The organism is Aliiglaciecola sp. 2_MG-2023 (assembly GCF_030548145.1).
Lineage (GTDB): Bacteria > Pseudomonadota > Gammaproteobacteria > Enterobacterales > Alteromonadaceae > Aliiglaciecola > Aliiglaciecola lipolytica_A.
In genome coordinates this window covers 1-12,266 of sequence record NZ_JAUORY010000029.1, presented here as the reverse complement: position 1 = coordinate 12,266, position 12,266 = coordinate 1, and the positions used below count along the sequence as shown (strand labels likewise).

Here is a 12,266-nt window from a genome sequence, read left to right as displayed (position 1 = left end):
TTTAGTCCTCCAAGTTTTTGCCGATTAGGCGCATTAGAAAAATAGCGACTATATTGGCGATAATAACGGCAACAATACCTCCCGCAGAGCCTCCTCCAACGTCAAATTGAAGCAATGATTGGGTATAAATCAAATAGGTAATATTGGTTGAGGCATATCCTGGTCCACCGCTGGTGGTCACCAATATTTCAGCGAATATTGACAGTAAAAATATGGTTTCTATCAAAATAACGGCTGTTATTGCCCGTGATAAATGCGGTAAAACAATGTAATAAAATTTACTGAAAGGACCCGCACCGTCTAAATCAGCCGCTTCCAACTGCTCACGATCTAAAGACTGAATAGCCGTCAACAAAATGAGGGCTGCGAAGGGTAACCACTGCCAAGAAACGATGAGAATAATTGACAGCAAAGGAATTTGCGCAAAAAAATCAACAGGCGCTACGCCTATCCAATTTGCAAAGTGAGCGAATAATCCGTTCACCGGATTCATAAACATATTTTTCCAGACTAATGCGGAAACGGTAGGCATTACGAAAAACGGTGCTAAAACCATTATACGTACATAGTTGCGACCCCAAATTGCTTGGTCCAACAATATGGCTAAGCCAATTCCGCCACAGATGGTAATCAACAACACACCGCCGACTAACCAAAGAGTATTAAAAAACGATTCTATAAATGCTGGATCTGTTAGAAAAAATTCGTAATTAAGGAAACCAATAAATTCATTGTTTCCTGGAATAAGAAGATTGTAATCCAAAAACGAGAAATACAATGTCATGCACAGCGGCACTATCATCCACGCCAACAACAATATGACTGATGGAAATAACATTATTCTAGCCAAAGTACGAGATTGTGTTGTTGCCATAACCTAGACCTCTTACAAGTGAAAGTATGGGTAAGTGTAGTTCACTTACCCGCAAAACTAAGTAAAACTACTTAGGGTAACGCGCCTTGCGCATTGCACGTTCAACCAAACGTTGTGAACTTGCTAACGCTTGCTTTACCGTCATTTGGCCAGTCAGTGCTGCCGCAAATTGTTGTCCTACAGCAGTGCCAATACCTTGAAATTCAGGAATAGCAACAAATTGCACGCCTACGTAAGGAACAGGATCAACCGTCGGATTTACAGGATCTGCAGATTGAATTGAATCTAACGTAATTTGTGCAAAAGGAGCTTCACTCATGTATTGAGGATTGTTGTACAAAGAAGCACGAGTACCAGGAGGAACTTTCGCCCAACCTTTTTTCTCAGCAACTAACGCCGAATATTGTTTAGACGTTGCCCAACTAATAAACTTCATTGCTGCATCAGATTTTTTACTGCTTGAAGGGATTGCTAAAGTCCAAGCCCATAACCAATTTCCACGTTTGCCTAAGCCCATATCAGGAGCAAGAGCAAAACCAACTTTATCGGCTACTTCAGAATCAGTTTTGTTGGTAACAAAAGCGCCAGCAACAGTGGCATCGATCCAAATTCCACATTTCCCAGTTTGAAATAAAGCTAAGTTTTCGTTAAATCCATTAGCTGATGATCCTGGAGGACCAGACTCATTCATCACATCCACATAATATTGCAAGGTGTCGTGCCAAGCCTGAGTATTAAACTGTGGTTTCCAATTTTCATCGAACCAACGAGCGCCGAATGAGTTGGACATAGCTGTAATCAAAGCAATGTTCTCACCCCAACCTGCTTTACCGCGTAAACAAAGACCATATACGCCCGCTTCTTTATCCGTCATCGCCTTTGCAGCTTTGCGAATAAATTCCCAAGTGGGCTTTTTAGGCATCTCAAGACCGGCCTTTTTGATTAGATCAGTTCGGTACATCACCATTGAACTTTCGCCATAAAAAGGCGCAGCAAATAATTTATCGTCTACCGATAAACCACTTCTGATAGCGGGTAAAAGATCTTCAATATCGTAATCATCACCAAGGTTATCTAACTCTTTAAGCCAACCTTGATTTCCCCAAATTGGTACTTCATAAGTACCAATAGTCATCACGTCATATTGACCACCACTTGTGGCTACATCTGTTGTCACGCGTTGGCGAAGAATATTCTCTTCTAAGGTGACCCACTTTAGGTTGATACCTGGATTTTTACTTTCGAAATCGCTACTAAGCTCTTTCATCGTAATCATGTCACCGTTATTAACAGTAGCAATGGTGATAGTTTCAGCACTTACCACTGTGCTCAGTGTCATACAGACGGAAGCTAATATAGATAATTTTTTTAACATCGGGTGTACCCCTTATTTTCAAACATTTTTGCCCCATTTAACTAGGCTAAATGGGACGTTTTTATTTTCGCTAGATAACTTAGAACTTAACTGAAATCTCAGATGTGAAACCGTCGAAACCAGTACCAATTTGACCGCCTGAGTTTGCACCTTCGTCTTGGTCAACATATTCAACTTTTAATAGGGTTCTATCGTTGAACCAGTATCCAGCTGCTACTTGAATACGCTCAACGGTATTGTCAGTTTGTTCAATAAGATCTGAAGTATTTTCAGCTTCGGCATAACGAGCAGCCAAGTAGAATTTATTAGGTATTAGGTAATGCTGTGCTTCAAACGTGTAATATTTAACAGATGACTCACCTTTAATTACGCTATTTGAATCGAATGTTGTTCCGGTGGGATCAGCAATACCATCTACACCGAAATAAGTAATGCCGGCGACTGCATTTCCTGCCGCATCAGCAAAAGTATAGTCGTCTTTAGCTTTACCGATCATGAAAATCAAGCTAGTTTCTGGTGTAGGTTGATACGCCAAATTTAATTGCATAATAGACTGGTCAAGACCTGGCATTACACCAACATGGGTATCACGTTCGCTAGAAGGAGAAGCTGAGAAGTTGTAGTTCTCACCATCACCAAAGCGGTAGTTAGTAGTGGTTAAACCATCAAGGCTAGCAATTCCATTTTCAAAACGGAGTTGATCTCCCTGATTAGCTTGTAGAAAATTCAATCCAACTTTAAAACCACCAGCAAACTCTAAGGTACCTTGCAGTCGGTAATTGAACCCTCTATCTTCTTGGAAAGCTTCGCCAAAACTTGACGTTGTAATATGACCGGTAACGTTATACGCCTTGATAATGCCATTATCTAAAGTCTCGCTATAGCTCAATTGCGCACCGTTTTCTGCAGTAGCGTAATCAGTTATACCGTTTCCAATTAGCGCATTTCCTTGGTTGTCAGCACCATCTTGGAAACCTTTAAATTGGAAGGGAGAACCACCGATATTACCTAAACGAAGGGTTAAATTGGCATTTTCGCGAGCCATGCCTGAAAGACCAAGAAGTTCAAACTCAATACCCGCATAATCTTGGTGAAAAGAAAAATCTCTGTCGCCATTATTACCGAAATCATTAGGCTCTTCAGCAATATCAACATCAGCAGTAATGTATTCGTTGATATGGAATTTAAACATCAAGTTAACTCTAATTCGACCGAATCCAGAAGATTGCACTTCATCTACTGGGCGAAATGCACCTTCTTTGGCTTGAATAGCTTGATAATTTTGCATGGCTAAGAAATTTACCTCAGCTAAGCCATCAAGGAATTCAGCTGCATTTACATGAGCAGGGATAGAAGCGGTCATTATAGCTGCTGCAAGCAGGCTCATCTTGCCAAATGCTAGTGGTCGAGAATTAGATTCGAGAAAGCCGTCAGTTCCGTTGATTTTTGAATCGGACAAATTAATTTCCTTTGTGCTGGCCGACAAAACTGATGTTTTATGAATTTTTTTAAACATTGTGAACTCTCTAATTTAGTTACTGATTGGTTTTTAATAATTAAATTTTTGAATGTTTTTGTTCCCAAAATAGCATTCAATCCTCGCCAAAACTGATGGGCAATAAAAAACATAAATGAGCCAATGAAGATATATGGTCATATGCTCACCGTTTGAGCATATTCTTTAAAAAGGGTAATTTAGTCAACCTTTAATTAACAATTATTTTTCATTGGTTAATTTCACAAACCATTTTATTGTCTTTTAAAATAATTTAACTACTTGTTTTATATAACAATACTTTTAAATTAGTGGTTGCGATGAAGTTAAATAATTAATTGAACAATTGTTAAAGAAATTTACTGGATTGATAACAAAATGAAGAGTTTTTGAGAATAAACGAAAGTTTAAAATAGATAAAATAAGTATAAGGTTAATAAATTAACCCAAATTTTGAGGCGTTTTTTCAACGGTAAAAAACGAAATAATCCAAACCTGTAGCAGGGACTTTAGTCCCTGAAAACTTAGATAAAATATTCCATGGGATAAATCCCATGCTACAAATCCAAAATAACCTCAACCTGTAGCAGGGGCTTTAGTCTCTGTGAACATAGATGGAAGAATCAAGAAGATAAATTCCCAATTACAATTTTTTGATGGATATACTGCCGCCACTGGAATGCAACTCCAACGTTGGACCTCCGCCATTAATTTCACCGCGAATAGAATGCTTTTTAACTCGACCATCCACATCAAATTCAGAACGGACTTTGCCACCGCTGGTGGAAGCATCTATATCAATCGCGATAGTATCGAGTAAATAAGCAGTAACAGATCCACCTGAGGTTGAAAGCTCCGCATCTTCACTCGGTTGCTTAGTCATAGTCACACGAATGCTGCCACCCGAGGTGTGGGCGTCAATTGCACCGTGTATCTCTTTGCTCTTAATAGCGCCACCGGATGTTTTTAAAACAACATCACCTGTAATATTTCCAACATTAATATGGCCACCTGAAGTGTGAGCATCAATATCTCCCACTAGATCATCAATATCAATTGAGCCACCAGAGGTATGTAATTCCAAATCAAAGTTTTTAGGCACAGTAATTCTAAATTCAGCTCGAATATCTCTGTTCCACCCCCACTTTTTAAGCTTATTCATTTTACCAATAATATTTACGGTATTGCCTTTCGCTTCGTGGGTAACCTTTAAATCATTGGCATCGTCACCGTCAATATCCACTTCCAAAAGCACGGTATCTTGATTATGGGTATCGATAATTAAACGGCCCACGTCAGTACGTATAAATAAGGTTCCACCACTTTGGGCATCAATACTTTGATTAATAGTTCTTGCAGACAGATTAAAACTCACCAGTAAAACGGCGAGTGATAACAAAGACAATATTTTAGATTGATTCGATTTAAACATAAGGTTCTCTTGTTTGGCTGTGGTATGTAACTAAGTCGCAACAACCAATCAAAAGGTTTAAATGCATTTAATAAAAGATTCCATGGGATAAATCCCATGCTACAAATCCAAAATTACCTCAACCTGTAGCAGGGGCTTTAGCCCCTGTGTTCATGGATAGAAGAATCCATGACTATTCAGATATTATGGGCGATTACGACCATATTGATCATGACTAGACACCCATTCGTCGGCCACGACAGCGGCGCCAAGGGATAACTCGCCACACAACACAGTTGCAGCGACTATTTCGGCAAATTTGTTAACTCCACCTTTACCATAACAATCCAACATTTCTAAACATTCACGTTGTGAGGCTAAGCCGGTCCCGCCACCATAAGTAGCCACAACTAACGAAGGTATAGTGACTGAAAAATAATAATCTCCCTCAGGGGTAATTTCGCTAAAAGTATAACCCGCTGATGATTCGGCAACATTTGCAACATCTTGTCCACACGCAATAAATAGCGCAGTTACCCCATTGGCAAAATGCGCTCCGTTACTCACACTGCCGGCCATAAACGCGCCCATATTTGAAAATTGTCGCTGTTTATATAACTCTTCAGGAGTGCAATGCATCAATGACTTCATTAATCCTGCTGGAATAACCGCCTCAGCCACTACCCGCTTACCTCGTGTGTGTAATGAATTAACAAAAGAATGCTTTTTGTCCGTATCTAAATTCGCCGACAACGCAAAATGTTCAATACCATCAATGTTTTGTTCCAAAATCCACTGACATGCATGGCGTGTAGCTTTACTCACCATGTTCTGGCCAGCCGCGTCGCCACAAGTATAATTGAATCGCAACCAGCGCATTTTCGAAACCGCGTATTGCTCAATATCAGTTAATTTGCCTACTGAGGTGGTTTCTTCTGCTTTAGCTTTAATTAAAGGGAAATTGTCACTGACCCATTTGCCAAACGCGAGGGCTGCTCTTGCATCGCGAAATGAAAACAACGGTGCTCGTTGCATCGCATCATCTATTACCGTGGTTTTAATGCCACCAGCTTCATTGGTCAATCTCATCCCACGATTGTAACTGGCCACTAAGGTACCTTCGGTGGTCGCCATAGGTACGTAAAATTCACCTTTTGCGTCAATGCCATCCACCAACAGTGGACCCGCCAAGCCAATCGGAACTTGTGCAACACCTAAAAAATGTTCAATATTTCCTGGCAATGTTTCTGGTTCAATAGAAAAGTGACCGACATTTTCAAGGGATTTTCCGGTATGCTGTTTTACAAATTCTCTTCGGGTCTTAGCCATAGCATGGCTATAGTCAGCTAATTTATCGCGAGGTATTTTAAGCATAATTACTGGTTTTGTTATTCAAATGTTAAAATCAGTATCGGCTATTAGTTATCGAATAGACAAATTGTCACTATGTATGCACATAAATAATATTTTCGAATAGTTGTACCACTTTCAAACTTGTAGCAGCGGCTTTAGTCCCTGAAAACATAGATAAAAGATTCCATGGGATAAATCCCATGCTACAAATCCAAAATAACCGCAACCTGTAACAGGGGCTTTAGTCCCAATAAAAAGATGAAGATTCTATGGAAAATAAGCCATATTCCACACCCTAAATTGGCCAAAAGTTTACTCGCTGAATCGGATCTATGGATTTGTTTACAACAAATGTTAGATAAAAACATGAAATAAATGAGATCAAACTAAATATATTTTAAATATTCCGATCTGATCTAGATTAAAAAAGATCTTTTTTTTAGCTTAAATCAGCCTTTTTACCCTGTGCATAACTTTATGTATAAACCTTGTATATCCTGAGGTTATCAACTGGATAGAAAAATAGAAGATCTTGCTTGTGGATAAGATCGCTGTTTATCCACATCTTATACGCATTTGATCAACTCTTGATCACAACTTCCGATCGTAAATAAATAACTGATTTAATTAATAAAAAAAGGCTTACTAACAGATCATTGCTTGCTTAATAATAATAAAAGTAAACTAAATAGATAAATAGATCATAAAGATTACAGACTAAGAGATCGGCTTAGATCCGACAAATAATTAAATCCACAAACCACAATATTTCTATCCTTGGAGGGATTTTAGGCATTTCCATTTAGATCAAAAAAGTATAAAATACGCGCCCTTTTTTAAACGATGATCGATCAATAGATCTTCACCGTTTAAAGTTCATACGCGAGTACGCGAAATTCGAGGCGTTTATGTTTTATCAACAAGAATTTGATGTGATTGTAGTCGGTGGAGGCCACGCAGGCACTGAAGCTGCGCTTGCTGCTGCGCGTATGGGCGTAAGAACACTCTTGCTAACCCACAATATCGAAACCCTAGGTCAAATGTCATGTAATCCAGCCATTGGTGGGATCGGCAAAGGTCACTTAGTCAAAGAGATCGATGCCCTTGGTGGTGCTATGGCACTAGCAACAGACAAAGCTGGAATACAATTTCGTACGCTAAATTCCAGCAAAGGACCTGCGGTTAGAGCAACTCGTGCTCAAGCAGATCGATCGTTATATCGACTTGCAATACGATCGATCATTGAGCATCAAGAAAATCTGACTATTTTCCAACAATCTTGTGATGATCTGATCGTTGAAAATGATCGTGTTAGCGGTGTGATCACGCAAATGGGGTTAAAATTTAAAGCCAAAACAGTTGTCCTAACGGTAGGTACATTTTTAGGTGGAACCATCCATATTGGCATGGAAAATTATAAGGGTGGACGAGCTGGGGATCCCCCTTCGATCGCTTTGGCTGATCGACTAAGGGCGTTACCGTTTAGGGTCGATCGCCTTAAAACCGGCACTCCTGCTCGTTTAGACTCTCGTACATTGAACTATGATGCAATGCAAGAACAGCCAGGGGATACACCTCTTCCCGTGGTTTCTTTTATGGGAAAAGTGGAAGATCATCCACGCCAAATTTCTTGTTATATCACCCATACAAATGAAAAAACCCACGATATTATTCGTGGTGGTTTAGACAGATCTCCCATGTACACCGGGGTGATCGAAGGAATTGGACCAAGATATTGTCCATCAATTGAAGATAAAATTAATCGCTTTGCGGATAAAAATTCCCATCAAATTTTTGTTGAACCAGAAGGTTTAAACAGCATTGAGATCTATCCCAATGGGATCTCCACCAGCTTGCCATTTGATGTGCAATTTGATCTGGTGCGATCAATTAAAGGATTTGAAAACGCACATATTATCCGACCAGGTTATGCCATTGAGTACGACTTTTTTGACCCCCGAGATCTAAAGCAATCCTTAGAAACGAAATTTATCCAAGGTTTATTCTTTGCCGGCCAAATAAACGGTACCACTGGCTATGAAGAAGCTGGCGCACAAGGATTACTCGCTGGAGCTAATGCAGCACTGCAAGTACAAGAAAAAGACTCACTTATTTTGCGCCGAGATGAAGCCTATGCAGGTGTGCTAATTGACGATCTTGCGACTATGGGAACCAAAGAACCCTACAGAATGTTCACTAGTCGTGCCGAATATCGATTATTGTTAAGAGAAGACAATGCCGACGTTCGCTTAACCGCTAAAGGTCGTGAAGTAGGATTGGTTGATGATGTTCGTTGGGCGGCATTTAATCAAAAAATGGAAGCCATAGAACAAGAAAAACAACGTCTTAAAAGTACCTGGATCCATCCAAATCACCCAGCTGTAGACACGTTAAATCCATTGTTGAAAAATCCAGTGAGCCGTGAGCATTCCTTAGAAGATCTGATCCGTCGTCCTGAAATGACTTATCAAAAATTAATGAAAATTGAAGGTTTAGGTCCGGCTTTGGAAAATCCACAAGCTGCTGAACAGGTTGAGATACAAATTAAGTATGCCGGTTATATCGAACGTCAAAAAGATGAAATCGCAAAGAGTTTGCGTCATGAAAACACCCTGTTACCAATGGATTTCGATTACAGTACTATTTCTGGTTTATCCAACGAAGTTGTAGCTAAGTTAACCGAGACTCGACCGGAAACTATTGGTAAAGCTACGCGTATATCGGGTATTACTCCAGCGGCAATTTCACTGTTATTGGTCCATCTGAAAAAACAGGGTTTGTTGCGTAAAGATAATAACAGCAACTTACAAAGTGCCTAATGAACGAACTTAAAAGCAGTTTATTGTTAGCGTTTGACCGTGCAGTTCAGCCTTTGCCTATAGAAGTGAGTGAACAGCAGCGGGCAAGCTTAGTCGATTTTGTGCTACTGATGAACAAGTGGAATAAAGCCTATAATTTAACCTCTGTGCGGGAACCACAGCAGATGTTAATCAAACACATTATCGATTCTATTGTGGTAGCCCCCCATCTTGACCGAAGTCACTATATTGATGTGGGTACAGGGCCTGGCTTGCCTGGAATCCCATTGTCAATTATGCATCCTGATAAACATTTTGTTTTATTAGATAGTTTAGGTAAACGTGTTCGCTTTATGAAACAAGCGGCATTTGAATTAGGTTTGAAAAATATTGAGCCGGTTCAATCTCGTGTAGAGCAGTATTCTAGTGACACACAAATAGATGGCGTATTGAGTCGCGCATTTGCGTCGATAAAAGATATGTTGCACTGGTGCCAACATCTGGTAGATTCACAAGGTGAATTTCTTGCGTTAAAAGGTCAATATCCTGAACAAGAAATAGCGCTTCTACCTGAGGGTTTTGAAGTGTTAGAATCTATTAAATTAGATATTCCAGTACTCGAAGGCGAACGTCATCTGATTAAAATCAGAAAAGTTAGTTAGTGCCTACTACTTTATTCAATACCTAAATTTAAAGAAAAACGGACGGGAAAGTTGGCTAAGGTCATAGCAATAGCAAATCAGAAAGGTGGTGTTGGAAAAACGACTACAGCAGTTAATGTTGCAGCGTCAATGGCGGCTACTAAACGAAAAGTGCTATTGATCGATTTAGATCCACAAGGCAATGCGACCATGGGAAGTGGTGTCGACAAATATGAAGTTGACTCTACTTGTTATGAGCTGTTGATTGAAGATAAGCCTGCAACTGAAGTGATCATCACAGAAACATCAGGTAAATACGATTTAATTGCCGGTAACAGTGACGTGACAGCGGCAGAAATAAAACTGATGGAAGTCTTTGCCAGAGAACTTCGCCTACGCAATGCGTTAGCTCCTGTGCGTGACTACTACGATTATATTTTTATTGATTGCCCACCCTCTTTGAGTCAATTAACCGTAAATGCCATGGCGGCCGCCGATTCTGTGCTGGTACCTATGCAATGTGAATATTACGCATTGGAAGGGTTAACCGCGCTAATGGATACGATTAAAAAGTTAGCATCTGTGGTAAATCCAGATTTAAAAATTGAGGGTGTGCTTCGAACTATGTATGATCCTCGAAATCGTCTGGCCAATGATGTGTCAGAACAACTTAAACGACATTTTGGCGAGCAAGTTTACCGCACCGTTATTCCCCGCAATGTAAGATTGGCTGAAGCACCCAGTTTTGGAGCGCCAGCAATGTATTACGATAAATCTTCTACGGGAGCAAAAGCCTATTTGGCTTTGGCCGGTGAAATATTGCGTCGTCGTAATAAGATTCTAAAAGAAGCTAGTTAAGAAAAAAGGTTAATAGTTGACATGTCGACGAAAAAAAGAGGATTAGGCAGAGGATTGGACGCACTATTGGCCACCAGTAGTGCTAAACAAGAATCCGATATTTCTGAACGCAGCAGCGAGTTGCAAAAACTTCCTATTGAGTTCTTACAAGCTGGAAAATATCAACCTCGTAAAGATATGTCTCCTGAAGCATTAGATGATTTGGCTTCGTCAATTCGTTCTCAAGGTATTATTCAACCCATTGTTGTTCGCAAAATTGGCGACGATAAATTTGAAATTATTGCCGGTGAACGTCGTTGGCGAGCATCCCAACTAGCTAAGCTTGATGTTGTTCCTTGTATTATTAAAAACGTGCCTGATGAAGCGGCGGTTGCTATAGCGTTGATAGAAAATATACAACGCGAAGACTTAAATGCGATGGAAGAAGCTCAAGCATTAGACCGACTAATGACTGAATTCGAATTGACCCATCAAGAAGTGGCTGAAGCTGTTGGAAAATCTAGAACTACAGTAACCAACCTATTACGTCTGAATAATTTGAATGAAGATGTGAAATTATTATTAGAGCATGGTGATATTGAAATGGGCCATGCCCGTGCTTTACTTGCTTTACAAGGTGAGATGCAGACCGAAGCGGCACAAACCGTGTCGGGCAAAGGGTTAACCGTTCGTGATACCGAAACCTTAGTACGTAAATTTCTTGAGCCACCAAAAGAAAAGGTTGAGCAAAAAGTCGATCCCGATGTTCAGCGCCTACAAAATCAATTATCAGAAAATTTAGGTGCGCCCGTCAGCATTGCACATAATGCGCGAGGCAAAGGAAAAGTCACAATTAATTTCTCAAGCTTGGATGAATTGGACGGAATTTTAAGTCACATCAAGTAAACCTTTGGTTTGATGGCATGTGCGGGGCTAACGCACCCGCCTACAGATTGAACAGCGAAAGATTTTAGGATGGGATTCATCCCATTTTGAATATGATGATTTTTGCGGGGCTAAAGCACCCGTCTACAGATTGAATAGCGAAAGATTGTAGGATGGGATTTATCCCATTTGAATATATAATTTTTACGAGGCTAAAGCACCCGCCTACAGATTGAACAGTGAAGGATTTGTAGGATGGGGTTTATCCCATTTTGAATATAGTGATTTTTACGGGGCTAACGCACCCGCCTACAGATTGAACAGTGAAGGATTTGTAGGATGGGATTCATCCCATTTTGAATATAGTGATTTTTACGGGGCTAACGCACCCACCTACAGATTGAACAGCGAAAGATTTTAGGATGGGATTCATCCCATTTTGAATATGATTATTTTTGCGGGGCTAAAGCACCCGCCTACAGATTGAATAGCGAAAGATTGTAGGATGGGATTTATCCCATTTGAATATGATTATTTTTGCGGGGCTAAAGCACCCGCCTACAGATTGAATAGCGAAAGATTGTAGGATGGGATTTA

Annotated in this window: 9 protein-coding genes; 4 read left to right on the top strand and 5 right to left on the bottom strand. The window is 40.1% G+C overall.

The genetic code is table 11. The features are described from left to right. Position 1: 1 nt before the first annotated feature. The 5 genes from Q4567_RS19995 to Q4567_RS19975 form a co-directional block, all read right to left on the bottom strand. Positions 2-874 carry a carbohydrate ABC transporter permease gene (locus tag Q4567_RS19995; RefSeq protein ID WP_216046809.1) on the bottom strand — a complete coding sequence of 291 codons (873 nt, stop codon included), beginning with the start codon at positions 872-874 and terminating at the stop codon, positions 2-4. A gap of 67 nt (positions 875-941) precedes the next feature. After that, positions 942-2,249, bottom strand: a complete 1,308-nt coding sequence (locus tag Q4567_RS19990; RefSeq protein ID WP_216046810.1) for a sugar ABC transporter substrate-binding protein — start codon at positions 2,247-2,249, stop codon at positions 942-944. Between the two features lie 79 nt (positions 2,250-2,328). Beyond that, entirely contained in the window at positions 2,329-3,636 is a 1,308-nt protein-coding gene (locus Q4567_RS19985; protein ID WP_216046814.1) for a hypothetical protein, read from the bottom strand. Between the two features lie 751 nt (positions 3,637-4,387). Continuing rightward, positions 4,388-5,176, bottom strand: a complete 789-nt coding sequence (locus Q4567_RS19980; protein WP_303501959.1) for a hypothetical protein — start codon at positions 5,174-5,176, stop codon at positions 4,388-4,390. 183 nt (positions 5,177-5,359) lie between these two features. Next, complete coding sequence (locus Q4567_RS19975) at positions 5,360-6,529, bottom strand: hydroxymethylglutaryl-CoA reductase (protein ID WP_303501956.1); 1,170 nt, start codon at positions 6,527-6,529, stop codon at positions 5,360-5,362. Between the two features lie 887 nt (positions 6,530-7,416). Between Q4567_RS19975 and mnmG the strand changes: the two genes are divergently transcribed. The 4 genes from mnmG to Q4567_RS19955 are packed head-to-tail and all read left to right on the top strand — an operon-like array spanning position 7,417 to position 11,690. Further along, positions 7,417-9,327, top strand: coding sequence for a tRNA uridine-5-carboxymethylaminomethyl(34) synthesis enzyme MnmG (mnmG, locus tag Q4567_RS19970; RefSeq protein ID WP_303501954.1), 1,911 nt, complete (start codon positions 7,417-7,419; stop codon positions 9,325-9,327). Then, positions 9,327-9,968, top strand: coding sequence for a 16S rRNA (guanine(527)-N(7))-methyltransferase RsmG (rsmG, locus tag Q4567_RS19965; RefSeq protein WP_303501951.1), 642 nt, complete (start codon positions 9,327-9,329; stop codon positions 9,966-9,968). Before mnmG ends, rsmG begins: the two co-directional genes overlap by 1 nt. 51 nt (positions 9,969-10,019) lie before the next feature. Further along, positions 10,020-10,805: a ParA family protein gene (locus Q4567_RS19960; protein WP_216047061.1), complete on the top strand. Its 786-nt coding sequence runs from the start codon at positions 10,020-10,022 to the stop codon at positions 10,803-10,805. Positions 10,806-10,826: 21 nt separating this feature from the next. Next, complete coding sequence (locus tag Q4567_RS19955; RefSeq protein WP_216047060.1) at positions 10,827-11,690, top strand: ParB/RepB/Spo0J family partition protein; 864 nt, start codon at positions 10,827-10,829, stop codon at positions 11,688-11,690. Positions 11,691-12,266 lie beyond the last annotated feature (576 nt).

What these genes read in the sequence shown, in the direction of transcription:
- Q4567_RS19985 (WP_216046814.1), bottom strand. Translation starts at nt 3,636, where the DNA reads ATGAGCCTGCTTGCAGCAGCTATAATGACCGCTTCTATCCCTGCTCAT.
- Q4567_RS19990 (WP_216046810.1), bottom strand. Translation starts at nt 2,249, where the DNA reads ATGTTAAAAAAATTATCTATATTAGCTTCCGTCTGTATGACACTGAGC.
- Q4567_RS19975 (WP_303501956.1), bottom strand. Translation starts at nt 6,529, where the DNA reads ATGCTTAAAATACCTCGCGATAAATTAGCTGACTATAGCCATGCTATG.
- Q4567_RS19980 (WP_303501959.1), bottom strand. Translation starts at nt 5,176, where the DNA reads ATGTTTAAATCGAATCAATCTAAAATATTGTCTTTGTTATCACTCGCC.
- mnmG (WP_303501954.1), top strand. Translation starts at nt 7,417, where the DNA reads ATGTTTTATCAACAAGAATTTGATGTGATTGTAGTCGGTGGAGGCCAC.
- rsmG (WP_303501951.1), top strand. Translation starts at nt 9,327, where the DNA reads ATGAACGAACTTAAAAGCAGTTTATTGTTAGCGTTTGACCGTGCAGTT.
- Q4567_RS19995 (WP_216046809.1), bottom strand. Translation starts at nt 874, where the DNA reads ATGGCAACAACACAATCTCGTACTTTGGCTAGAATAATGTTATTTCCA.
- Q4567_RS19955 (WP_216047060.1), top strand. Translation starts at nt 10,827, where the DNA reads ATGTCGACGAAAAAAAGAGGATTAGGCAGAGGATTGGACGCACTATTG.